Below are 23,413 nucleotides of genomic sequence, written 5' to 3'. Positions count from 1 at the left end.
GTCTTCAACCTTAATGTTTAGGGGTATAAAATGGGTTTTTGATTTGTTTGAGTGCGACTAAATCATGCTTTAGCGGTAAATAATTCAATGCTGCATGAATTGCCCGAACGCAAGCGTTGTAATTATTGCGATACACCTCATCCAAATCATCACAACTCGGATTAACCCAATTTGCGGTGACTATGGCCCACTCATTTTCAGCCTCAGGAGGAAATACTCCAGACGAGAGTGCTTCATTGATAGCCTTAGCAATCCCCGCCTGAGATGCTCCCCAAGTCGCATTTGCATGCAAATCTCCTTGGATTTCCGCTTTATTGACATACAACGTCATTGGTTTCACGGGGATATTGGGTTGAGCAATCACCATAAATGGACAATGGCCTTGAGATGGTGAAGACAGACTATTTGCAAAAGCCTGCCCGACAGGACCGCCACGTGGACCAATTAAAATATTGATATGGGATGCATTGACCCCCTCACCTTCAAATCCCTCACCGATATAAACCGCAGCAGTTAACTTATCCATGTACTTTCCTTGATCGAATAAACTGCGATTACCATCCCTCTTTTTAAATAAAAATAAAATGCAAATTAATTCACAGCACTATTAAAAAATCTAATATTAAAAAAACTCACACCGCTATGAATTAAATTCATAGCAATTGTAAAATTTTCATTATAAATAAAACCTCAAATATGTTTTATTAACCCAAAACAAGGAAATTAAAATTTAATTTATTTTCAAGGATGAAAAATGTTAAAAATAAAATCAACACCAATTAAAGTTCTACTCTTTACATGCAGTTTAATCATCAATCAAACCATTTATTCTGGAATAAAAATCGGAGAACCAACTTCAAGTTTAGGTCAATTAAATGTGGGTGGTGCAATCCGAGGTAAATATGTCTATGACCATGACGCCAACCCGAGTAGTAGTAAATTTTCTTTTAGTGATGTGATCTTGGCGCTCAACTATGAGTCTGCAACGCTCATTGGCGGGCTGGATTACCGTCTATATGAATATTATGGTCATATCGGTGATGCAAGCTGGTTAACTGATGCTTGGCTTGGCTATAAAATCAATCCAAACCATAAAATCATTGCAGGTTTAAACCCAGTTCCATTTGGATTAGATCGTTATTGGGGAAATACTTTTTTTCTTGGCATTGCCAATGTGATGGGGCTAGAGGATGTACACAACATTGGCATTAACTATCAATTCAAAACCGATAAAAATCAATTATCTTTGGCTTTATATCCAATCGATGGCGGCAATTTTAGAGGGCATTCAAAAGATGCGAGACGCTTCAGTATTAATATGGTCAATGCAGATGATTATGTTGAAAATGGAACCAATACCCAAGAAAAAAACATGATCATTGCCCGTTATGCATACTCTTCAAACTATGCTGACCTCAACTACCAACTTGGCACATCGGTCTGGTACTCAGACATCGAAAACAAAAATTATTCCAGCACAGGATCACGTCAAGTATGGTCTATTTTTGCTGATTTTAATTATCAAAGCTGGAATAGCAAATTATTATTTGGTCATCAAGACATTGATCATAAAGACCGCTTGAGTCCTGATCATATTAGCTTGGGTGGATTTGACTATTCCTATAATTCAGCAACGCAAGGAGACTTTTTTTCTACCGAATTTAGCTACTTATTCCCATACAGTTTTGAATATGTACAATCCATTCGCCCTTACCTCAATATTAGTGGTTATATCAACAAAAAGAATAGCAGCACAGATAGTTATAGAGTTATTCCAGGTGTTGCATTTAAATTTAAAGACCTTACCATTCAAGCAGAGCATTTAATCGGTAAATACGACCCTTATCTTGGTGATCAAAATGGTTTAGCACAAGGAACAAATAATAACTGGAATCAAAAAACATATATTTCACTTGCTTATTATTTTTAACCAACCAATAGAATATTCCTTATTTAAATTATAAAAATTATTTTTATAGCTAAAAGCACCTCATACAAAATATACGCTATGCTACACTGAGTACAATGGATTGTGATGAATATGAAGCACCGCTTCAGGACAAGAGTGGTCATCTTCATCTTATAAAAATCAGGGATATGATAAAAGGACCTATGGATGCGACAATTACCTCCCATGAACGCTTTACGCATCTTTGAAGAGGTGGTCAAGCATTTAAATTTTTCACATGCGGCACAATCTCTCTGTCTGACGCATGGGGCGGTCAGCAGACAAATCAAATTACTAGAAGAGTATTTAGGTGTTCAGCTTTTTTTGAGATCACCCAAAGGAATCGAACTCACCGCTCATGGCCTTGAGTTCGCAAATGATATGCAGATTGTGTTTGATCAAATTGAAGTATCTACCCTCAAATTTAGGGCAAAAAACATCCGCACAAAACTCAATATTGAAGCTCCGCCAACTTGGTGTAATCGAATTCTCTCCCCCAATTTAAAAAATTTTTTGCTCACCCACAAAGACTATTCATTTACGGTGAATTACACTCAGGACGCTGAAAACATTGAGATTGCTGTAGATACGGATATTCGTATTCGATTTGGCCTCGCACCTGCCCATCATTGTCAAAGTAGCTTATTATTTAAAGAAGACTATGTGATGGTCGCCAGCCCACAGCTCTTTCAAGATGAGAGTATCCCGAACCTTCAAGATTATCCTCTTATTCATGTGTTATATAACCGTAAAAGACTAGATACGTGGCAAACATGGTTACAGCAAAATCATTATACAGAGTTAAGCGACTCACATTGTGCCATCGAATTTTCAACAACCGAACAAGTGATTCAAGCTGCTGTTGCTGGCTATGGTATCGCAATCATCGATAAGCCCATGATTCAAAATGAACTCAATACAGGTACACTCAAAGCGATGATAGAGCATGATATCCAAAGTAAGTACGGCTACTGGATCGACATTCCTTTTAATAAAGCGACACTTCCCAAAGTTCAAACTTTCAAATTTTGGTTAGAAACCTTATTAACTCAATCTCTTTGTTAAACCCATTACAAATACTTGGTTGAGTATCTTATTTTCAATCTATGACAAGTGAACTTGATCACTTATAGAGAGATGCCTTTTCTGTTCAAATATGGCACTCAAAAATAGTACACGCTAAAGCGACTTCGGTTTTATGTGAGTTTTAAAGTCGTCAAACCCACTTCATGCTACACTGCTGCAAAATTCAACGTTATTCTTTTTCGAATTTATGAGTCAAAAACAGCCTTATACCCCTGGCGAGTTTCAATGGGCTTTTTTATTGCCCAAATATTGGAAAATCTGGATCGCCATCACTTTTCTAATGCTATTGGCCATTCTTCCATGGGCCATTCAATGGCGCTTAGCACATGGTTTGGCGGCTTTATGCTGGCGCCTGCTTAAATCACGCCGAAAAACCACACTTCGGAATTTAGAGCTGTGTTTTCCAGAGTGGTCGCCTGCCGAGGTTGAGGCTCAAGCCAAACAAGTGTTTGTGGATATGATGCTTGGTGTATTTGAAACCCTCAATGCTTGGTACTGCCCCAAATGGTTTAAAGGCCGCCATAGTGTTGAAGGCTTAGAACATATCACCAATGCAAAAGCACAAGGTAAAGGCGTGTTATTACTCGGCACCCACAGCACCTTACTGGATGCCGGTGGTTATATTTGCGCTCAATATTTTGAGCCTGATGTGGTCTATCGCCCACAGAACAATCCACTACTGGATATGCTGATTTATCGTTGTCGTGCCACCATTTACCAACAACAGATTGACCATGATGATATGCGTGGCTTGATTCGTCGACTCAAAGATGGTGGTGCAATCTGGTATAGTCCTGATCAAGATTTTGGTTTAAAACAAGGCGTGATGGCGCCTTTCTTTGGTGTTCCAGCGGCAACCGTGACTGCTCATCGTCGTTTACTCAAAATTTCGAAAGCGGTTGCAATCCCCTTATATTTCTATCGTTATGGTGATGTTCGCAATCCAAAATATAAAGTACTGATTGAGCCAATTGTGGACAATATGCCAAGCAAAGATGAAGTCGATGATGCGATTCGCGTGAATAAAATTATTGAGGCTCAACTCCGTATCGCACCTACGCAATGGATGTGGTTCCACCGTCGTTTTAAAACCCGTGCTGAAGGTTACGACAAAATTTATTAAGCTAAAAAAGCCGCCTCATTAAAGAATGAAGCGGCTTTTTCTAAAACAATAACAACAATTAATTCGGGAAAATCACCCCCGTACTTAAATCAAAATAAGTTGAGGTGTTGCTATACACCGAACCCAATTTAACATTAATAAACCAACCCAAGTTACCTTGATCTTGTAAACGGTTTTGAATCTCGCTCGGTAAATCCAATTTATAAATCGCATCTTCTTTAAAGACTTTTGATTCAATGCTGGCTGTGCTTTCACTATCGCGTTCAAATAAATAGCCTTTGGTATTAAAGAACCCAATCGCATTGTCTTTATCAATCAGGTGATAGCCTTCCGCTGCTTGTTGTTTCAGTAATAAATCCAGTTTGGTTGGGTTATCATCATAGAATCCAGCATCTGTTTCTGGCATCTCAAAATAGCGGTAACTATAGGTGCCATTGTGGGTACTGCTGTTGACACAGGTGGGTACATAGAATGTTCCGTTGCTTGTCCCATTATTGGTAAAGGTACTGCCTGCGAAAATCAGTTTACAACCTTGTGCTCCCAACTCATTAAACGCTGCCAAAATATTGGTCCGATTCGCATTACTATTTAGGATGAAACGATTGTCATAGCTATACGTCGCTGGTTTCTTATCATTTTTAACAAATAAATATTTATAGGTGTTGCTTGGATCTTCACCCAATGACGATTTATACGCAAATCCTAATGCACCTTGTTTTTTAATCTCTGCTAACCAGAATAGATAAACATTCGCAACTACATTGGTGGTTACATCAACGATTTTGTAACTATAAGTATCGGTTGAAGCATTATTTTTAACATATAAGTTTTTAGGTTCAGGGAAATCGCTATTGGCTTTTTTCACATCCAAAGAACTGCCCGCTAAGGCAAAACCTTGACTCCCCTGCTCATTGGCTTGCGCCAAGAAATTGGCCCAAGACGTTTGATTATCGAGTAGACGATAACTTGCCGTTGCTTTACTCACAGTCGGTTTCAATAAGCTATAGCCTTCGACATTAGTACGGGTATAACAAGTGACAACTTTAGATGGATCGACTGAATCCATATACGTTTGAATATCTTTGATACTCGCTGTTTCACTCACAGCACACATGCCATCGCCTTTAAAGGCATAAGCTGAAGCAATTCCATTTGGTCGATAGCGATCACTATATTTCACTCGGTTTGCCGTGGTTGTACCGCTGGTTTCAGTCGCCGCAATCTCGCTAATTAGTGCATCATCCGATGCAACATCGTAATTTTTAATGACTGCACCAGTACAATCCTCTTTTTCAAATTGACGGGTTTCAATGGTAAAGCGAACGCTGTTTTCGGACGCTTTATGAACCGTTAAATTAGTTCGTGCTCCCTTATGACAGAATCCACCCAGCCATGAACCGACAAAACGATCAGCCACGACTGGGGTCGGCGTTGGTGTTGGAGTCGGCGTTGGTGTCGGTGTTGGCGTCGGAGTCGGTGTAGGAGTTGGTGTTGGCGTCGGAGTCGGTGTTGGCGTCGGAGTCGGTGTTGGAGTCGGCGTAGGTGTTGAATCCGAATCATTATCAGATCCACACCCCACCAAGATCGCGCAGGTTACGCTAAGTGCTAATTGTGTCCATATATTTTTCATTGCATCACCCTCTGTGTGATTTTTTCACATATTCATGTATGTGAAAATTTAACACTTTTATGCTTGAGTGCAAATATGTTTATGCGTAAATTAATAACGAAAGGTCAAAATCATTTTTTATGGATGGTTGGAAGGTATGGATGCTCAAGAAAACTTAGCAAGACAATTCAATGCTTTACCGAAAGAATGGCAGGCATGGTTAGAGGAAAATTTAGAGCGCGGTTGTGCGCCAATTGATTTAGCCAATATTCTGTTGCGTGAAGGTTTAATTGACCTGAATAAAGATTTTTCTGCTCCGATATACACTGAAGAGCAGCACTACCGAGAACTTGAACAGGCAGCAGCTGCAGAACAAACCCAACTCAGCAGTACATTTACACCAGAGCAAAAAAAATGGTTGGCTCAGATGCTACTGGATGGTTTAAGCAAAGCTGAGATTTATCAGTCATTGATGAAGCAAGGATTGAATGAAAACGATATTGCATTCGAATGGGTACAGTTAAAGCAGCATCCTTATTTTCAAATCGCCGAAGAGCAGCACTTCCTGCTCAAAAAACGTAATTGGCTGCTGCATACTTTAGATCGTTTTGCCCGTTTAAATCCTGAATATCAGCAGATTAAGCGAGTTTCAAAACCTGATTTTGCAGATTTTATCCAACAGTATTACAGCCGAAACTTACCTGTGATTTTGACTGATGCTATCCAGCATTGGCCTGCTTTACAAAAATGGTCACCACAATATTTCAAACAGGCTGTCGGTACACAAGAAATTGAAGTTCAGTTCAATCGTGAACAAGACCCTTTATTTGAACGTAACTCGATTCAACATAAAACCAAAATGCGAATGAGTGATTTTGTTGATTTAATCGAACAAACCCCACATTCCAATAATTTTTATATGACAGCGAACAATGCCAAAGCTAGCCAATCTAGTCTGGCTGCATTGTTTCAAGATATTGATCATTTTCATGGCTATACGGACCACGCCCAAGTCTATGATCGTAGCTTCATCTGGTTTGGCCCTAAAGGTGCCTTTACTCCCTTACACCATGATTTGACCAATAACTTTTTAGTACAAATTTATGGACGGAAAAAAGTCACCCTGATTCCTGCAATGCAAACACCACACCTCTATAATGATGTCGCCGTATTTAGTAAAATTGGCGATCCTCATCGTCCTGATATAGTGAAATCATTTCCAGATTTTGCCCATAGCAGCAAAATCGAATGTATCCTGAATGAGGGCGAGGCCTTATTCATTCCACTAGGTTGGTGGCATTGTGTCGAAAGTTTAGACATTTCTATGAGTGTTTCTTTTACTCATTTCAATATCGATAATGCGGGCGCTGAATCCTTTCCTTCACTAAGCGGGCATTAAAAATTGTGTCAGCCAATGACTTAACCGAATCCGTTCTTAAGGTGTTCTAATGGTAAAACCAACAGACCAAGTCATCAACACAGCGTCATCTGAATTGAATGCACAAGGTGTGATTCCGCAAGATGCAGAAACCACATTGGATAGCATTTATCCCATGATGCAGCAGATTGCACGTTGGTTAATCCATTCAGGTGTTGGCTATACCGATTTCGTGGCTGCGCTAAAACCAATTTTTTATGAACAAGCCTTGGTTGAATTAGAACGAATCAAACAGAATAAAACCGATTCAGCAGTCAGCTTACTCTCTGGACTGCATCGCAAAGATGTCAGCGCTTTTCGACAACAAGCCAATCAAGTCACCAATGAGACTCCTAATTTTGCCATTAGTGTTCCTGCCCGCGTCATTGCCCGCTGGATTGCCCTTGATCTCCCCCATCAAATTCCTGTTTCCGGTGAGGAAAATAGTTTTGAAGCCTTGGTTAAACACATTTCAACAGAAAAGCATCCGCGCTCGATTTTGTTTGAATTACAGCGTTTAGGTGTAGTTGTTCAAATCGATCAAGAGGTCGTATTACAACAACATAGCTTTACCCCAGATAACCAAATGCAAGAAAGTAAAGCTCTGTTTTCTGCCAATCTCAGTGACCATTTGGCTGCAGGGATTGATAACTTTATCAGTGAGAAACCCTTTACCCATCTCGAACAAGCTGTACATGCCGAAAAATTAACAGCACAATCTGTTGAGGCACTTCGGCAGTTGTGTATTACACTTTGGCAAGACATGGCAAAACAACTTTTAAATGCCGCGATTCAGCATTGTGATCAAGACCAAGAAAAAGATGATGCTTATTATCAATTTCGCTTTGGTGTCTACCAGTACGATACTCAGATAAAACTACAAGTGCCTTATATTTTTAAGGATAAATAACAATGAGAAGCTTATTGCTCGCGACAGTTTCCTTCATTTCAGTGGTTGTCTTAACCGCCTGTGGAGAAAACTTTTCTGTTGCCAATGTGAGTCTAGGTGGCAGTGGCTCTGGTACACAAAAACCATTACCTGGTGGAGGAAATCCACCTGTCACTGGTGATAAAGGTAAAGATGATGAAGAGGAAGATCAATATGATTATTTTGTTACCTTCCCTGATGCCGTAAATGATGAATGTACTGGCATACAACGTAGTATATATTTCATTGATGCTGGGACTAAGCATCCTCAGATTGCTGGAGCTCAGCAAAGTAGTCCTTCACAAACCGTTCAAATCAATATTAAAAATACAACGCCGAATTATATATTTGAAAAAATTCCTCAATGTCATCAAGTAGAATTTTGGGCAATGTCAGGGAAATTACATTTCCTTCCTGATCAATATTTAAGATGTTCGGCAGAGCAATATACTGTGCAGGTTTTACAACCTTATGAAGTTAAAACCTATGAGTTTGACTTTAAAATTCCACAAGGTGATGACATTTTATTACTTCGTTACCCAACACAATACACATCTAATTTGCCCGATGCCCAAACCCATTGGAGCAGTTGCCCAACCTTAGACATTCATCTTCCAGTCACCCAACAGCTGATCCCTAAATCGGGCGAAAAATTACCACCATCAAAACCAGATCTTAGCGAACCACCTTCTGGCAGAAAGCCACAACAATAAGCGGTATACAATCGGGTTAAAAAATTAAAACCCGAGTTCTGCATCCTGCAAAACTCGGGCAAATGAGGTTGTGCTTTCAAACTACTTTTATTATCCTGCGTCCATCGCATGCATCATATCCATGATGACTTTTCCATCTCAGCGTTGCTATCCTTAAGCGGAAATCCATTCCTGCGTCCTTGTGCTGATGTATATAGAATAAACCTTTTAACGATGTAGCACTATTCGTTGCAGACTTAAATCTATGTACGAAATAACGTACATTGATTAGTTAAACTTTAAAATCAGCTAATTGCGCACACATCTTCTCGCTGAATCAGTTTTCCATTTGTTGTTTATGTGGTTGAGCTAAAGGATCTGTCACCGGCTTCTCCTCTTGCTCCGCCTTTTCGATTCCATCTTGTATGGCTTCCTGAGCTTCCTGCTCATCCTCAGCGGTCTGTTGCAACGATTGTTGCTGCTGTTCAAATACCCGTCCTGTTTGTAAGACTACATAGACCGGAAAATGATCTGAACCAATATGTGGCAGGCGTTTCATATCGACCAAACCAAAATCGGTACTATGAAAGATATGATCCAGCGACCATCGTAATAAAGGATAGTCAGCATGGAAGGTATTCATAAAATAGCGCCCGACTCGAGGATCAAGCAAGCCACTAATCCGCTGAAATAAACGCGTTGTTCTTGACCATGCCACATCATTCAAATCCCCCATCACGATACAGCTCTGATCAATATCTTCAATCTGATCACCCACAATCAGTAATTCTGCATCTCTTAAGGTCGAATCTTTGGCCTCTGTTGGACTCGGTGGTTTAGGGTGCAAACAATACAACTGCACTTGCACACCTGATGGCAAAGTCACTGCAGTATGAATCGATGGAATTTCATTACTCAAAATAAATTTAACTTCGGTGTCTTTTAAGGGCAAACGACTATAAAGATGCATGCCATATAGGTTTTCTAAGGGTACTGCCACACGGAAAGGATAATCGTCTTCAATTGGGCTCAGCGCTTGCTGCCATTCAGCATTCGACTCCAGCGTAAGCACTAAATCTGGCTTTAAAATTTCAATCTGTTCAAGTAACAGATGATATTTGTGATTAGGTGTCAGTACATTTGCCACCAATAAGGAAATTTGTTGCTCTGGATTGAGTTGTGTCTTTTTGACTTTTTTGACTTGCTTGCGCCATAACGGCGTATAAGGCAACACCATTTTAAGCTGATAGGCTATCGCTGCAACCAGCCCAAGAAAGAGCAGTTCAGTACTCAAAGTCCAATCGGAAAGCACAAATAACATCACAAAAAATGTGATGATCCCGAGTGCCAATATTTGTAATCTCGGAAAGTCTGCTCCCCGAAACCACCATTCATCTCTGGGGATCAAAGACCAGAATGAAAGCCATATCACCAGTGCTGCGCAAATCTGAATCCCGATCATGTTCATTTTTCTCTTTGGGGTAGCATAGATTTACAATAAAGTTTCCGCTTTATCAATTTTCTATCTAATATAAACAAGATATTCCACTCAATAAACGCACTGTTTTATTTCAGTAAAGCTTGCAGTTGTGGGCACTTTTGATACACTCAAACCCCTTTAAATTTTTTTACATACCGAGGCACAATGACATGAAAGTAGGTCTGGTCGGTTGGCGTGGGATGGTTGGTTCTGTCCTGATGCAACGTATGGTTGAAGAGAATGATTTTGCTCATATCGAGCCATTCTATTTCTCTACCAGTAATGCGGGTGGCGAAGCCCCTTCATTTGGTGGTAAGACTGCCCCAGCACTTATGGATGCAACAGACATTAACAGTCTGAAGCAAATGGATGTCATTTTAACCTGCCAAGGTGGTGATTATACCTCTGAAGTCTTCCCAAAGCTTAAAGCTGAAGGTTGGGATGGTTATTGGATTGATGCCGCATCTACGCTGCGTATGGCAGATGACGCCATCATTGTCCTCGATCCAGTCAACTTAAACGTGATCAAAGATGGTTTGGTCAACGGTACTAAAACTTTCGTTGGCGGCAACTGTACCGTTTCATTAATGTTGATGGGCTTAGGTTCACTGTTCCAAAATAATTTAGTGGAATGGGCGACTTCAATGACCTATCAAGCAGCGTCTGGTGCGGGTGCGCAGAACATGCGTGAACTGATCACAGGTATGGGTTATTTGTATAACAATACTAAAACCTTATTGGATGACCCTAAATCTGCAATTCTTGATATTGACCGTCAAATCGCAGAATTACAACGTGGCGAAGGCTTCCCGAAAGCAAACTTTGGCGTGCCATTGGCGGGTTCATTGATTCCGTATATCGACAAACAACTCGAAAGCGGTCAATCGAAAGAAGAATGGAAAGGTCAGGTTGAAACCAACAAGATTTTAGGTAATCAGCAAATCGTTCCAATTGATGGCCACTGTGTGCGTATTGGTGCAATGCGTTGCCACTCTCAAGCGATTACCTTGAAACTGAAAAAAGATGTGCCACTTGATGAAATCGAAGACATGATTCGCAACTCGAGCCAATGGGCAAAAGTAGTTCCGAACACTCGTGAAGCATCTATGACAGATCTAACCCCTGTTGCAGTTACAGGAACTTTAACTGTTCCTGTTGGCCGTTTACGCAAACTGAATATGGGTAAAGAATATCTTGGTGCATTCACCGTGGGTGACCAACTGCTTTGGGGTGCTGCCGAGCCATTACGCCGTATGCTTCGTATTCTGGTGGAATACAAGAACGCTTAAGCAAAAATTCCTAAAAATCAAAAGCCGATCACATTTGATCGGCTTTTTTCTTGTGATGAAAGATGAATAATTTACAATTCATTTACATCACGGTAATGTATACTTTTTCCAGACGATAACATCACTTTTTCATGGATCGAGATGACTGTTTATAACAAATTAAAAATTGCCATTTTAGCCATCATTTCTTCGCAACACCTTTATGCAATTACGCTTGATCCAATTCAAATCCAATCTGCGCCTGGTGAACTCCTCTATGCAGAAATGAGTTTTCACCAAGCCGATGCCAATTCCAAATTAGACGTGAGCTTAGCCACACCTGAAGATTTATTGATGCTTGGTGCTGCACATCAGCCCCCATCCAGCCTGAATTTTTTTACCCGCCGAAATAATCAAGGTGAAGGTGTGATTGTGATCACTTCATCACGTCCAATGACCGATGCTGAGCTGAATATTATTTTAAAAATTCAGGAAGGTGGTGCATCTCATTTAAAACATATTCGTCAGCCAATGCGTCAAATTGCAAAAGCACCGATCACCAAGACGGTCAATGAGCAATCATTGACACCCAAATTTATTGTCAGTGAAAAAGATATCGCTTTAAACCTACCTGAAAGTACACGCTTTAATGTTGCAAACTCAAATCCACAACAGCAAAGTTTAAAACAAGAAACGCTTCTGAATGCACCATTTACCCTTCCACCGGTATTAGAAACATCAAAACCAAGTACGACTGCGACAACAGCCAGTGCCGTTTCAATTGCGGCGCCAGTGAAAGTAGAAACGACAGCGGCAGCAGCAAGCTCCGTGCCACAACCAGCAACGCCTATCGCAGAAAAAGTACCACAGCAGCCAAAAACAGTGCCTCCTGTCAAACAGGAAAATACTCAAACGGCGAAAGCGACAACCGACACCAAGCAAAATGTTGCATTGGATGAGGAGTTAAAAGCTGCTGAACTTAAACAGATTGAGAGCAAAGAAAAAGCACCTAATCCAGTCAGAGAAACACCCCAAACGGTCAAAAAGAAACAGCCTGCTAACACAGCAGCAAACAATGACAAAGCCCAACAGCATGTGGTGCAGCGCAATGAATCCTTATGGAGCATTGCACAACGCATTGCAGGACAAACACAACAGCCTGTTGCTCAGGTCATGAACCAAATCAAAGCGCAGAATGAACATGCCTTTATTGGGGGAAATGCTAATCGACTCAGACAGGGCTCTCATTTAAACTTTAATCTTACTGCCACACCTACACAGCAGCATAAAAACACTAATCAAATTGCGACACAAACACAGCGTCCAGCCGTAGGAAAAGCCAAATATCGCTTACAACAAGCTGAAATGTCTCTAGTGGCTGAGAGTAATCAAGATTCCAGTACAGGAAGTGCCAAAAAAGACACATTACAGCAAAAAACCAGTGCCGATTTATCATTAAAAGTTATGACAGCACGAGAAAAAACCGTTACATTACAAAGAAACGTAACACAGTTAGAATTGGCACTACGTCAGAAGGAACAACGTATTCAGCTGTTAAATGCTCGGCTTGCCGAACTGCAAGATCAGTTGAAAGCGCAACAGGACACTAAAAAGCCAACACGCTAGGTTACGAGAATATTCTCATAAATTTGCATAAAAGCGGCTCTATCTTTAAGGGGTATAGATCATGTCAACTATAATCATTGTACTGCTGGTCATTGTACTGATTGTTGCTATCGTTTTAAAAAAACGTGAAAGTAATCAAGCCAATACTACACCTAAGAAAGGTGCAAGCAAGACCACAAAAAAAGCAGCGACACGATCTTCTTCACGAACCACACTGGCACGTGAGGAACAGGAGTTTGCCCCTCCAACCACGACCGATATCTCTGACGGTTTGCGCCAAAAGCTTGAGCAACAAATTCAAAGCGGTAATTTCCAGTCTGCAGAAGCACAAATCAATCAAGCCTTAAAGCAAGATAACTCTCAACATGAGCTATATCTGTTTTTACTTGATATTCATTTGAAGCAAAAAGATGATTTGGCGATTGATCAATTGATCAAACATATCCACGCCTTAAAATTGGAAGATATTGCACAAGCAGCTGAAGCCAAACATCGTGAATATGAACAGAATAAACAACCTGATTCGATTGAATTTAATTTAGCATCACATAGTTTTCAGCAGCCACCTGTAGCAGTTGAGCCGCAAATTCAAAACAATGCGGCAGACTTTGATGCACTGGTTCAAACACCAGCTACACAATCATTCGACGATTTGCAATCAGAATATGCTGCTCCGACAGAAGAAACAAAGCCTGTAGAAGCTGCACCTGAAGTCCAACCTTTAGACTTTAATTTCTCCTTTGAACAAAAGCCTGCAGATGAGGCCGTGCCTGCACAATCTCCAGTTGAAACATCTGAGAGTAAAGAACAGCAGCCACTTGAGTTTTCGTTCAACTTAGAACCAACAACGCCAACTATTGAAGAAGCAAAAGTTGAAGACTCAAAACCAGAGCTTGACTTTAACTTTGCCAACTTAAACATTGCGTCTCAGCCCGCTGCAGAAAAAGCACCTGTAGAAGAAGCTGCACCTAGCTTAGATTTTAATTTCGAACCTACTGTCGAAAAAACTGAACAACCCGCGCCAATTGAAACAACAGAATTTTCATTTGACCTTGCTGAACCTGCCGCAGTTGAAACACAACCTGAATTGACCACTCCTGCTGCGACGCCCGCTGCAGCGATTGCGATTCATGACCCATTGGCACAATCATTCCCGGACCTACAACAGCTTGATGAAGCGCAGTTGAATTTAGAGCTTGCAGAACAGTATATTGAACTGGGGGCCTATGATTCTGCCCGTGAATTGTTAAAAAACAATCAGGCATTCAATGCAGAACAGCAACAACGTTCAGAAAATTTACTGAATAAAATAGCTTCCTGAATTTGATCAGTCTAATATAAGCAGTCTCTCAGGCTGCTTTTTTTATGATGAAAACAATCGCTTTAATTTATATGGGTGGGACGTTTGGTTGTATTGGTGAACCCTTGATACCAATGCCTGAACAGGATTTTTTACCTTTATTAGCGAAGGTGATTCCACCACATTTGCAGGTAGAATGTTTCGCTGCCCCTAGCATTAAAGATAGCAGTGCCTGCACCGCAACCGATTGGTTAATGCTGGTACAGCAAATCCAACAATTACAACTCAATGGTTTTCAACATTTTGTCATCATTCATGGTACAGACACCTTAAGCTACGCCGCTGCAACACTGGCACGTTTTCTAGGCCATTCTTGTCATACCATCATTACTGGTAGTCAATATCCATTATTAAATATTGAAGGCAATGATACCCGTGAATTCACCGATGCAATCGGTAATCTGTATTTAGCACTGGAGCAAGTGCTTACCTTACCGAGTGGTGTTTACCTTGCCTTCCATGAGCAGGTCTTTCATGCACAAAGCACTTTAAAAGCGCATACCACTGAACTAGATGCCTTTGTTGGCATCAAGGCAGACCAGAGCTGTAACACCACTGCTGATGCTTTTATCGTCCAAAATGAACAGCTTGAGCAAGCTGCTCAACTCAGTGTCCTGAATTTGATGTTACAGCCAGTTGCGAAACAACAATTCATTTTACAATTAAAAAATCTTCTACTTAGCCCACCCAACTTTTTGGTGCTACAGGGCTTTGGCACAGGCAATATCGCAGTCAATGATGAAATTCTGGCACTGTTTGAACAACTTTATCAAAAACAATGCTTGCCGATTATCAGTACACAAGTGACCTTTGGGCAACTTGATCAACGCTATGCAGTTAGCTCATGGATACAATCTGCCAAAGTTTTAGTCAATGATTGTCATAGCCATGCCGATTTATATGCAAAAGTCTTGCAAATGTATTTAAAATATCCGACCCACGAACAATGGTTCGAACATTGGCATCAACATTAATTCTGAGGTTAGAACATGCAACGTTATGCAATCGGTATTGAATTTTGCGGTACTCAATACCGTGGTTGGCAAACCCAACAGGCTGGCGTTATCACTGTTCAGGAAACCATAGAAAAAGTGCTGGGTCGTATTGCCAATGAGCCGATTATGTTACATGGGGCTGGACGAACAGATGCCGGTGTACATGCAACCAATATGGTGGCGCATTTCGACACCCATGCCATTCGCCCTGAACAAGGCTGGATTCGTGGAGCCAATAGCCAACTCCCCAAAGACATTTCAATCCAGTGGATTAAATGCATGGATGAAAATTTCCATGCACGTTTTAAAGCGGTGGCACGACGTTACCGCTATGTGGTGTATAACGCTCCGACTCGCCCTGCTCTGTTATATAAACAGGTCACCCATCTTTATCAAAAGCTTGATGTGCAAAAGATGATTACGGCTGCTGCCAAATTCGAGGGTACGCATAATTTTGAGACTTTTCGTGCTGCTGCCTGTCAATCGAATCAACCTGTACGCCATGTAAAACACTGTCGCTTATTCGAACATGGTCGTTATCTGGTCTTAGATATTCAAGCAGATGGTTTCTTACACCATATGGTGCGTAATATTATGGGATGCCTGCTTGAAATTGGGCAAGGCATGTATGAAATCGACCATATTGATACCATGTTTGCCGCAGAAGATCGCACCGCTGCTGGGATTACTGCCCCACCTGATGGTTTATATTTTATTCAGTCTTACTATCCTGATGAATTCGATTTACCACAGCTACCTTTAGGTCCACACTGGTTAAATTTAGCTGAATAACAAAAAAGCCTTATCACGATGATAAGGCTTTTTTACTTAGAAGCAATTAACGCTGTTTACGCTTGCGATATTCCACTGGCGTTTCATTGGTCCAACGCTTAAAGGCACGATAGAAAGTACTTGGTTCAGAGAAACCCGTTAAATACACAATACGCTCGACGCTTTCATTGGTATTCGCCAACAGCTTTTTCGCTAAACGGCAACGATAATCCGAAAGAATTTGCTGAAAGCTGGTATTGGCTTCACTGAGTTGGGTTCTTAAACGACGTGGGGTGATATTCAATTGCGCAGCCACTGTTTCTAAAGTGGTTTCACCACTTTCAAGAGTTGAACCAATGGCACGACGAACTTCACCAACCAAATCATAACGTGCTAGTTCTTGTAACTTTTCAATCGCCAATTGCTCATGCAATTGCAGTAACTCAGGTTCTGCTTGCCATAACGGATAATCCAGTACAGCTGCATCAAAATAAAGACGGGTTTCTTTTTGCCCTAAACTGACAGGACAGCCATAGACTCTAAAGTATTCGTCATCAGCAGCACCTTCATTGAAGTTAAAATCAATATAAATCGGGTGAAACTGACCTTCGGTAATAAATTTAAAGAAACGTAAAATGCCTGACATGGCACATTCAGAGAAGTGACGGTTGACCAAATTATCTGGCCAATACTGTTCGCCATTGCTCAAGTAGCAGCGACCATCTTCAATCACCAATTTGGCATCAAAAGCATCACTGATCAGACGTTGATAGGCCAAAGCACGCTTCAGGCCTTCGCCAAAAGTTTCACTACTGATAAATAAATGTTCAATGACTTGGCCACGATATAGCGGTAAATGTTCACCTAGATGAAGTCCAATATCTGGATCATTGCTGACATCCTGTGCAGCAATCCAAAATGCATTTTGTGCACTTAGTGGTGTTCTTGCATTGGTATCCACCTGATTTAATGCCACACCAGCCTTTGTTAAAATCTCTTCAGTTGGTAATCCTGCTTTACGAATTGCCTGATAACCAAAGCGCAATACAACTGATGCATCTGTTAGCTGACCCACGCAGTGCCCTTCCCTGTAGATACGTTATTATGACAATGAACAACAATTTTAGATTAACGTTGATTGACCAAACTGACAACAATATTCTGCTTATTTTGTTAAAAAAAATCTAAGATTGTCTGACAGTTTCTTTCGGTTAATATCTGACAGCCTCTCACCGAGTTGATCTTGTAAATTTTAAATAAATTGACTATAATTTGCGCCTTCCCAATTTGATCTCAGGTAGGCTATGGCCAATAAAGAGGAACTCATTGAGTTCGAAGGCGTTGTCACCGAAACGCTTCCTAATACGATGTTCCGTGTACGTTTAGAAAACGGTCACGAAGTTATTGCTCACATTTCTGGTAAAATGCGTAAACACTATATCCGTATTTTGACAGGTGACAGTGTTAAAGTTGAAATGACACCTTATGATTTGACTAAGGGTCGTATCACTTATCGTGCACGCTAAGTCAGATTAGTGAATGCAAAAAAGCCACATTATGTGGCTTTTTTTATTGCTCAAACGAAAGTTTATTCACTGAGGCGTGTGGTTTTACAGCCCACTGTCTGACATTCACGGATACGTTCTTGCAGCCAGTTGTTGCGTTCTTGCGTTGCATTCAATTGGCATTGCACATAAACCGTACTTTTGGAATCATCACTACATTCTGCATCACGATGGCGAATCCACGCCAGTTGCGATTTTTTCAAAATTTTCTGTTGTGTATCGCTCAGTTGTTTGCGTAATTGCTGATAGTTTTTGTTTAAATCAGCATCTGCACTGGCAAAAATTTTATTGGTACAATAAATATCATCATAAGTATTACGGGCATTTTCGCAGTTATCCGCATAGCTCAACGTCGCCATTGCCCCACAGATCAAGCCAAATATTATTTTGTGCATGAAGTTGTCCAAATCGCTTAATTATCACTATTATCTAAGCATATTTTTCTGGGCTTGAACATTGTCCAAAAGTAGACAAGATTGTATATTTTTAGCAATTCACAGAAATGCTCTCGACACCCCTGTACTTTTACCCTTGAATAAAAAAAGATCAAAGAGATAAAGGATGATCATAATGAAAAATTATAAGTGCCTGTTGTTCTGTACGCTTCTCGGTTTACAAAGTTGTGCGACATCAAACCAACCAAATATCAGCCTGCCCGACTATCTACAACCGTTTATTGGGCAATCAGCGAACACCATACAGCAACAGCTCGACTTAAAACCCTTAGGTTTCCAAACACAGACCCAACCAGTTAAGCAAAATAATCAACTGATTTATACCGTGATTCGTCCCGTTCGTATCCCGATTCCGATAGCACAATCAACCGAACTTGGCGCTCAGAATATTCCGATTCAAAGTGCGGGCAATGCAGGCAGTGCTTATGATCTGAACTTAAAATGCCATATTATTTTTGAGTTGGATCAACAACAAGTTGCGCAATCAATTCGTTATGAAGGTAAGGCCTGCTAAGCCATCAAATAAAAAAACGCAGCTTATGCTGCGTTTTTTTATAGCCTGCAATGCTTAGTTCAATGCTGCTACCACAGCCTCACCCATCGCATCTGTACCGACCTTATTCATGCCTTCCGACATAATATCGGCAGTACGTAAGCCTTGGTCTAGAACTTGACCGACCGCATCTTCAATTGCCTTCGCAGCCGCTTCTTCACGGAAGGTATAACGCAACATCATCGCCACTGAAAGTACAGTCGCCAATGGGTTGGCAATATTTTGACCTGCGATATCTGGCGCAGAACCATGGCATGGTTCATACATGCCTTTGCCATTTTCATCTAAAGAGGCAGACGGCAACATCCCGATTGAACCCGTCAACATCGCTGCTTCATCAGATAGGATATCACCGAATAAATTACCAGTAACGATCACGTCAAATTGCTTCGGTGCGCGAACCAATTGCATTGCCGCGTTATCTACATACATATGCGACAACTGAATATTTGAATACTGTGCTTGCTGTAAGTCAGTGACGGTTTGCTTCCATAACTCCGTTACTTCAAGAACGTTGGCTTTATCCACCGAACAGACCTTGCCACCACGTAATCCAGCCAGTTCAAACGCGACTTTGGCGATGCGTTTGATTTCGCTTTCTGAATAGACGTCAGTGTTATAGCCCTGCTTTTCACCATTTTCGAGTTCACGAATACCACGTGGTTGACCAAAATAGATCCCACCCGTTAATTCACGAACAATCAGAATATCAAGACCTGCAACGATTTCCGGCTTTAAGCTCGATGCATCTGCCAATTGTGGATACAAAATCGCAGGACGTAAGTTGGCGAATAAATTGAGTTCACTTCGAATTTTTAACAAGCCACGTTCAGGGCGAATTGAACGTTCAATGCTATCCCACTTCGGACCACCCACTGCACCCAATAAAATGGCATCGGCTTTTTTCGCCTGTTCACTGGTCACTGTTGGGTACGGTTCGCCATGGGCATCAATTGCTGAACCACCAAGCAAACCCTGTTCCCATGTCAAACCTAGATTAAATTTATCATTGACCTTGGTTAAAACCTTTTCAGCAGCTGCTACGATTTCAGGACCAATGCCATCACCCGCTAAAATTAAAATATGCTTCGACATTTATTTTTTCCAATTTTCCTATGTGCAGCGATAACACTGCGAGCCAATTAAACCTTTTTCTCAACAAACTCACCCAGACCAGTGCTGACGTCAAATGGACGACAGAAACGGCGAATGGTGTGTTGCTCTTGCTGCAAATCTACACACAACGGATCAGGTACAGAAACATTAAGTAAACTGCCTGAACGACGTGTTCGGTCTCGGTACATTTTAAAGGTATAGCGCACATGTGGTTTAAATGCATGAATCACATGGAAAGTTTCGGAACGATCAGGAGAAATCGGATAAAAACGAATCACCACTTCATATTGCTTGGCTGGCACACTTAAATAGACCTGCTGTTTGCGGCTAAATACTGAACCATGTAAGCGTACGATGCCGCGTTCCATTGCCTGTGGGCTAATCCGATGAGTCTTTGCATCAATGACCGAGATGTCACCAATACGTTCAAATTCACAATTCTCAACACCTGAACAATATAAAGTTGTGTTGTCCGCCTTACTTTCCAATGTGTTCTGTGCAATACGGACTTGATCCACCACATTGGGTGCATTTTGACACGCAGTCAAAGTCAGCGCAGCGCCTAGACACAGTAAAATACTGCGAGCGAGTCTTCTTTTCATTATTCAAGCCCAGTCCTCATGTCTTGTTAACATGTAAGCAAAATATTATCCGCTAGCATGTTAACAAGAGTTCAATCTCTGCGCTATGCCTATGTTAAAAATGTCTAAAACCGAATTCTGTTTCTTCGTTTCAAACTTAAGCTTGGATGTCCTGAAACACCCATGGGCGCGCTTGTTTCGCCTTGGCTTCAAAAGCACGAATATCATCAGCCACTTGTAACGTTAAGCCAATATCATCCAAACCGTTCAATAAGCAATGTTTACGGAATGGATCAATTTCAAATTTAAATGCTTCACCTTTAGGAGTACGTACTTCCTGAGCTTCTAAATCAATGGTCAGTTGATAACCTTCCGTTTCAGCACACTCTTTAAATAACTGATCCACCACCTGCTCAGATAAAATCACTGGTAACATGCCATTTTTAAAACAGTTATTAAAGAAGATATCGGCAAAACTTGGTGCAATGACAGTACGGAAGCCATATTCATTCAATGCCCATGGCGCATGCTCACGGCTTGAACCACAACCAAAATTGGTCCGTGCCAATAAAATAGTCGAACCTTGATAGCGTGGTTGATTTAATACGAAGTCAGGATTCTTTGGGCGTTTGCTAATGTCTTGACCTAAATAGCCTTCATCCAAATAGCGTAACTCATCAAATAAGTTATCGCCGAAACCTGTACGTTTAATCGACTTTAAAAACTGCTTTGGAATGATTAAATCGGTATCGACATTGGCTCGATCTAAAGGCCCAACAATACCTTGCTCTACAGTATATTTTTCCATACTTATGCTCCCTTAGAATGAACGAACATCAACAAAATGACCGGCAATCGCTGCAGCTGCTGCCATTGCGGGGCTGACCAAATGCGTACGTCCGCCATTACCTTGACGACCTTCAAAATTACGGTTCGAGGTCGAAGCACAATGTTCACCTGGTTGTAATTTATCAGCATTCATTGCTAAGCACATCGAACAACCCGGTTCGCGCCACTCAAAACCTGCTGCCAAGAAAATTTGATCCAAACCTTCTTGTTCGGCCTGTTGTTTCACCAAACCAGAGCCTGGCACAATCATCGCCTGTTTGATGCTCGACGCAACCTTACGGCCTTTGACCACATCGGCTGCTGCACGAATATCTTCAATCCGCGAGTTGGTGCATGAACCAATAAATACACGGTCTAATTGGATATCGGCCAAGGCTTGACCCGCGGTTAAGCCCATGTATTGATACGCACGGGTCCAGTCATTGCGTTGTACATCATCTTTGGCTTGTTCTAAGGTTGGTACTGCCTGTGAAACAGGAATCACCATTTCTGGAGAAGTTCCCCAAGACACTTGTGGCTCAATCTCTGCGCCATTCAATACCACTACGGCATCAAATACAGCATCTTCGTCTGAATGTAAGGTATTCCAGTATTCAACCGCTTGATCCCACTGTTCACCTTTTGGTGCATAGTTACGGTCTTTTACATAGGCAATGGTTTTGTCATCGACTGCAACCATACCAACACGAGCACCCGCTTCGATCGCCATATTACATACGGTCATACGACCTTCAATCGACATATCACGGAACACTTGGCCACCAAACTCGATGGCATAACCTGTACCACCCGCAGTCCCAATCTTGCCAATAATGGCTAACACCACATCTTTTGAAGTGACGCCAGTACCTAATACGCCATCAACACGAACCAACATGTTCTTCGATTTTTTCTGTACTAAACATTGTGTTGCCAACACATGCTCAACTTCCGACGTTCCGATACCATGTGCCAAACAACCAAAAGCACCATGTGTCGCTGTATGCGAGTCACCACAGACCACGGTCATGCCCGGCAAAGTTAAACCTTGTTCTGGACCAACCACATGGGCAATCCCTTGACGGATATCATTAATCCCAAACTCAACGATATTAAAGGTTTTACAGTTATCATCTAAGGTTTGAACCTGAATACGAGAGGTATCATCTTCAATCCCTGCAATGCCCTGTTCGCGCTCTTTTTTAGAAGTTGGCACGTTATGGTCAGGTGTTGCAACGTTAGCACTTAAACGCCAAGGTTGACGATCAGCAAGCTGTAAGCCTTCAAATGCTTGAGGACTGGTCACTTCATGTAATAAATGGCGATCAATATAAATTAAGCTCGAACCATCATCACGTTGTTTTACTAAATGGTCATCCCATAATTTGTCATATAAGGTCTTGCCTGCCATGTCGTCGCCCTCCATCGTGCTTGCCATTGGTCTGGGTATTTTTCATCTTGGATTGATTATAGCAATCGCTTCACATAAATCTAATTTATCATTTTTATAAATTAAAAAACTTTTAGGAATGATAAATTCAAATTTTAGATCTTGATCATCTCATTAAATTAAAAAAATTTAAATCATCTTAGCTGAGCAGATTTCATATGTACTCTGGCTTTGAACTGTTTATTTAAATCAATCGTTTCACGATTTATAAATCCAATCGTCCTAAATTGAAATTTCTTTTTTACATTTTATTCGATAATGATTATTATTTACGTTAATAGAGCTTCTTAAGGGCATCCCCATGACTCGTATTCAAAAATTTGTACATAACAATCGCCGAACTTTTAAAAAAACTTTAAGTTATTATATTGTGCATATTAGTGTTGCAATGATGGTTGCTTATGTGATCACAGGAAACTTCTGGATTGCAGCAACCTTAAGTTTGCTTGAACCAACCGTACAAGCATTTGCTTTTTTCTTTCATGAGAAAATTTGGAATCATTTCGAATTTAAATTAAATAAAGATACTCAACAGCTTTAAAATTTCTTTGGATACTCTTGT

23 protein-coding genes are annotated in these 23,413 nt (G+C 41.0%); 14 read left to right on the top strand and 9 right to left on the bottom strand.

Annotation, left to right across the window (positions count from 1 at the left end; translation table 11 throughout):
• Positions 1-10 precede the first annotated feature (10 nt).
• Entirely contained in the window at positions 11-526 is a 516-nt protein-coding gene (gene fae / locus NDN13_RS16835; RefSeq protein WP_251116278.1) for a formaldehyde-activating enzyme, read from the bottom strand.
• A gap of 228 nt (positions 527-754) precedes the next feature.
• Between fae and NDN13_RS16830 the strand changes: the two genes are divergently transcribed.
• From NDN13_RS16830 to NDN13_RS16820, 3 genes are all read left to right on the top strand, one after another.
• Positions 755-1,930 carry a putative porin gene (locus tag NDN13_RS16830; RefSeq protein WP_251116277.1) on the top strand — a complete coding sequence of 392 codons (1,176 nt, stop codon included), beginning with the start codon at positions 755-757 and terminating at the stop codon, positions 1,928-1,930.
• Positions 1,931-2,116: 186 nt separating this feature from the next.
• A complete protein-coding gene (locus NDN13_RS16825; RefSeq protein ID WP_251116276.1) occupies positions 2,117-3,013 on the top strand; it encodes a LysR family transcriptional regulator in 897 nt (298 codons plus the stop codon).
• A gap of 208 nt (positions 3,014-3,221) precedes the next feature.
• Positions 3,222-4,157, top strand: coding sequence for an LpxL/LpxP family acyltransferase (locus tag NDN13_RS16820; RefSeq protein ID WP_251116275.1), 936 nt, complete (start codon positions 3,222-3,224; stop codon positions 4,155-4,157).
• A gap of 58 nt (positions 4,158-4,215) precedes the next feature.
• Here NDN13_RS16820 and NDN13_RS16815 read toward each other — a convergent pair whose 3' ends face one another.
• Positions 4,216-5,787: a PT dipeptide repeat lipoprotein gene (locus NDN13_RS16815; RefSeq protein ID WP_251116274.1), complete on the bottom strand. Its 1,572-nt coding sequence runs from the start codon at positions 5,785-5,787 to the stop codon at positions 4,216-4,218.
• A gap of 136 nt (positions 5,788-5,923) precedes the next feature.
• Here NDN13_RS16815 and NDN13_RS16810 point away from each other — a divergent pair, with 136 nt between their 5' ends.
• From NDN13_RS16810 to NDN13_RS16800, 3 genes are read left to right on the top strand one after another with little or no spacing between them, the layout of a single operon-like run.
• Positions 5,924-7,165, top strand: coding sequence for a cupin-like domain-containing protein (locus NDN13_RS16810; RefSeq protein WP_251116273.1), 1,242 nt, complete (start codon positions 5,924-5,926; stop codon positions 7,163-7,165).
• Positions 7,166-7,214: 49 nt separating this feature from the next.
• Positions 7,215-8,093, top strand: a complete 879-nt coding sequence (locus tag NDN13_RS16805; protein ID WP_251116272.1) for a DUF6502 family protein — start codon at positions 7,215-7,217, stop codon at positions 8,091-8,093.
• A gap of 2 nt (positions 8,094-8,095) precedes the next feature.
• Positions 8,096-8,824, top strand: a complete 729-nt coding sequence (locus NDN13_RS16800; RefSeq protein ID WP_251116271.1) for a hypothetical protein — start codon at positions 8,096-8,098, stop codon at positions 8,822-8,824.
• Positions 8,825-9,140: 316 nt separating this feature from the next.
• Here the strand turns inward: NDN13_RS16800 and NDN13_RS16795 are convergent, their stop codons facing one another.
• The gene (locus tag NDN13_RS16795; RefSeq protein WP_251118257.1) at positions 9,141-10,265 is read right to left on the bottom strand and encodes an endonuclease/exonuclease/phosphatase family protein; all 1,125 of its coding nucleotides are present in this window, start codon (positions 10,263-10,265) and stop codon (positions 9,141-9,143) included.
• A 188-nt stretch (positions 10,266-10,453) separates the two neighbouring features.
• Here NDN13_RS16795 and asd point away from each other — a divergent pair, with 188 nt between their 5' ends.
• The 5 genes from asd (at position 10,454) to truA (ending at position 16,324) form a co-directional block, all read left to right on the top strand.
• Positions 10,454-11,572 (top strand): aspartate-semialdehyde dehydrogenase, encoded by a 1,119-nt coding sequence (gene asd / locus NDN13_RS16790; RefSeq protein ID WP_004802505.1) that lies wholly within the window; start codon positions 10,454-10,456, stop codon positions 11,570-11,572.
• 141 nt (positions 11,573-11,713) lie between these two features.
• Positions 11,714-13,177, top strand: coding sequence for a FimV/HubP-related protein (locus tag NDN13_RS16785; protein ID WP_251116270.1), 1,464 nt, complete (start codon positions 11,714-11,716; stop codon positions 13,175-13,177).
• Between the two features lie 61 nt (positions 13,178-13,238).
• Entirely contained in the window at positions 13,239-14,498 is a 1,260-nt protein-coding gene (gene fimV / locus NDN13_RS16780; protein WP_251116269.1) for a T4P machinery localization factor FimV, read from the top strand.
• A 44-nt stretch (positions 14,499-14,542) separates the two neighbouring features.
• Positions 14,543-15,511 (top strand): asparaginase domain-containing protein, encoded by a 969-nt coding sequence (locus NDN13_RS16775; RefSeq protein ID WP_251116268.1) that lies wholly within the window; start codon positions 14,543-14,545, stop codon positions 15,509-15,511.
• A 15-nt stretch (positions 15,512-15,526) separates the two neighbouring features.
• Entirely contained in the window at positions 15,527-16,324 is a 798-nt protein-coding gene (truA, locus tag NDN13_RS16770; protein ID WP_251116267.1) for a tRNA pseudouridine(38-40) synthase TruA, read from the top strand.
• A 46-nt stretch (positions 16,325-16,370) separates the two neighbouring features.
• Here truA and NDN13_RS16765 read toward each other — a convergent pair whose 3' ends face one another.
• On the bottom strand, positions 16,371-17,378 hold the full coding sequence (locus NDN13_RS16765; protein WP_004656037.1) for an AraC family transcriptional regulator: 1,008 nt from the start codon (positions 17,376-17,378) through the stop codon (positions 16,371-16,373).
• A 229-nt stretch (positions 17,379-17,607) separates the two neighbouring features.
• On the opposite strand from NDN13_RS16765, the gene infA reads away from it, so the two are divergent.
• Positions 17,608-17,829, top strand: a complete 222-nt coding sequence (gene infA, locus NDN13_RS16760; protein ID WP_001284370.1) for a translation initiation factor IF-1 — start codon at positions 17,608-17,610, stop codon at positions 17,827-17,829.
• A 62-nt stretch (positions 17,830-17,891) separates the two neighbouring features.
• On the opposite strand, the gene NDN13_RS16755 is transcribed toward infA, so the two are convergent.
• On the bottom strand, positions 17,892-18,263 hold the full coding sequence (locus tag NDN13_RS16755) for a lysozyme inhibitor LprI family protein (protein WP_171551494.1): 372 nt from the start codon (positions 18,261-18,263) through the stop codon (positions 17,892-17,894).
• Positions 18,264-18,438: 175 nt separating this feature from the next.
• On the opposite strand from NDN13_RS16755, the gene NDN13_RS16750 reads away from it, so the two are divergent.
• Positions 18,439-18,837: a hypothetical protein gene (locus tag NDN13_RS16750; protein ID WP_171551495.1), complete on the top strand. Its 399-nt coding sequence runs from the start codon at positions 18,439-18,441 to the stop codon at positions 18,835-18,837.
• Between the two features lie 54 nt (positions 18,838-18,891).
• On the opposite strand, the gene leuB is transcribed toward NDN13_RS16750, so the two are convergent.
• The 4 genes from leuB to leuC form a co-directional block, all read right to left on the bottom strand.
• A complete protein-coding gene (gene leuB, locus NDN13_RS16745; RefSeq protein ID WP_251116266.1) occupies positions 18,892-19,971 on the bottom strand; it encodes a 3-isopropylmalate dehydrogenase in 1,080 nt (359 codons plus the stop codon).
• Between the two features lie 47 nt (positions 19,972-20,018).
• Entirely contained in the window at positions 20,019-20,594 is a 576-nt protein-coding gene (locus NDN13_RS16740) for a hypothetical protein (RefSeq protein WP_251116265.1), read from the bottom strand.
• A gap of 136 nt (positions 20,595-20,730) precedes the next feature.
• Positions 20,731-21,381, bottom strand: coding sequence for a 3-isopropylmalate dehydratase small subunit (gene leuD, locus NDN13_RS16735; RefSeq protein ID WP_251116264.1), 651 nt, complete (start codon positions 21,379-21,381; stop codon positions 20,731-20,733).
• A 12-nt stretch (positions 21,382-21,393) separates the two neighbouring features.
• Positions 21,394-22,812, bottom strand: coding sequence for a 3-isopropylmalate dehydratase large subunit (gene leuC, locus NDN13_RS16730; RefSeq protein WP_159725416.1), 1,419 nt, complete (start codon positions 22,810-22,812; stop codon positions 21,394-21,396).
• Between the two features lie 340 nt (positions 22,813-23,152).
• Here leuC and NDN13_RS16725 point away from each other — a divergent pair, with 340 nt between their 5' ends.
• Positions 23,153-23,392 carry a DUF2061 domain-containing protein gene (locus NDN13_RS16725; protein ID WP_016660478.1) on the top strand — a complete coding sequence of 80 codons (240 nt, stop codon included), beginning with the start codon at positions 23,153-23,155 and terminating at the stop codon, positions 23,390-23,392.
• The last annotated feature ends 21 nt before the right edge of the window (positions 23,393-23,413 follow it).

Source organism: Acinetobacter sp. C32I (assembly GCF_023702715.1).
Taxonomy (GTDB): Bacteria; Pseudomonadota; Gammaproteobacteria; order Pseudomonadales; family Moraxellaceae; genus Acinetobacter.
Note: the sequence above shows the minus strand (reverse complement) of the source record. Positions and strands in the feature narration are given on the sequence as shown.

Bases quoted from the DNA above. Each gene is read 5' to 3' on its own strand.
- NDN13_RS16805 (WP_251116272.1), top strand. From the start codon at position 7,215: ATGGTAAAACCAACAGACCAAGTCATCAACACAGCGTCATCTGAATTG.
- NDN13_RS16755 (WP_171551494.1), bottom strand. From the start codon at position 18,263: ATGCACAAAATAATATTTGGCTTGATCTGTGGGGCAATGGCGACGTTG.
- truA (WP_251116267.1), top strand. From the start codon at position 15,527: ATGCAACGTTATGCAATCGGTATTGAATTTTGCGGTACTCAATACCGT.
- NDN13_RS16815 (WP_251116274.1), bottom strand. From the start codon at position 5,787: ATGAAAAATATATGGACACAATTAGCACTTAGCGTAACCTGCGCGATC.
- NDN13_RS16785 (WP_251116270.1), top strand. From the start codon at position 11,714: ATGACTGTTTATAACAAATTAAAAATTGCCATTTTAGCCATCATTTCT.
- infA (WP_001284370.1), top strand. From the start codon at position 17,608: ATGGCCAATAAAGAGGAACTCATTGAGTTCGAAGGCGTTGTCACCGAA.
- NDN13_RS16820 (WP_251116275.1), top strand. From the start codon at position 3,222: ATGAGTCAAAAACAGCCTTATACCCCTGGCGAGTTTCAATGGGCTTTT.
- NDN13_RS16795 (WP_251118257.1), bottom strand. From the start codon at position 10,265: ATGATCGGGATTCAGATTTGCGCAGCACTGGTGATATGGCTTTCATTC.
- NDN13_RS16740 (WP_251116265.1), bottom strand. From the start codon at position 20,594: ATGAAAAGAAGACTCGCTCGCAGTATTTTACTGTGTCTAGGCGCTGCG.
- NDN13_RS16725 (WP_016660478.1), top strand. From the start codon at position 23,153: ATGACTCGTATTCAAAAATTTGTACATAACAATCGCCGAACTTTTAAA.
- NDN13_RS16800 (WP_251116271.1), top strand. From the start codon at position 8,096: ATGAGAAGCTTATTGCTCGCGACAGTTTCCTTCATTTCAGTGGTTGTC.
- NDN13_RS16830 (WP_251116277.1), top strand. From the start codon at position 755: ATGTTAAAAATAAAATCAACACCAATTAAAGTTCTACTCTTTACATGC.
- leuC (WP_159725416.1), bottom strand. From the start codon at position 22,812: ATGGCAGGCAAGACCTTATATGACAAATTATGGGATGACCATTTAGTA.
- fae (WP_251116278.1), bottom strand. From the start codon at position 526: ATGGATAAGTTAACTGCTGCGGTTTATATCGGTGAGGGATTTGAAGGT.
- NDN13_RS16750 (WP_171551495.1), top strand. From the start codon at position 18,439: ATGAAAAATTATAAGTGCCTGTTGTTCTGTACGCTTCTCGGTTTACAA.
- NDN13_RS16810 (WP_251116273.1), top strand. From the start codon at position 5,924: ATGGATGCTCAAGAAAACTTAGCAAGACAATTCAATGCTTTACCGAAA.
- leuB (WP_251116266.1), bottom strand. From the start codon at position 19,971: ATGTCGAAGCATATTTTAATTTTAGCGGGTGATGGCATTGGTCCTGAA.
- NDN13_RS16775 (WP_251116268.1), top strand. From the start codon at position 14,543: ATGATGAAAACAATCGCTTTAATTTATATGGGTGGGACGTTTGGTTGT.
- asd (WP_004802505.1), top strand. From the start codon at position 10,454: ATGAAAGTAGGTCTGGTCGGTTGGCGTGGGATGGTTGGTTCTGTCCTG.
- fimV (WP_251116269.1), top strand. From the start codon at position 13,239: ATGTCAACTATAATCATTGTACTGCTGGTCATTGTACTGATTGTTGCT.
- NDN13_RS16825 (WP_251116276.1), top strand. From the start codon at position 2,117: ATGCGACAATTACCTCCCATGAACGCTTTACGCATCTTTGAAGAGGTG.
- leuD (WP_251116264.1), bottom strand. From the start codon at position 21,381: ATGGAAAAATATACTGTAGAGCAAGGTATTGTTGGGCCTTTAGATCGA.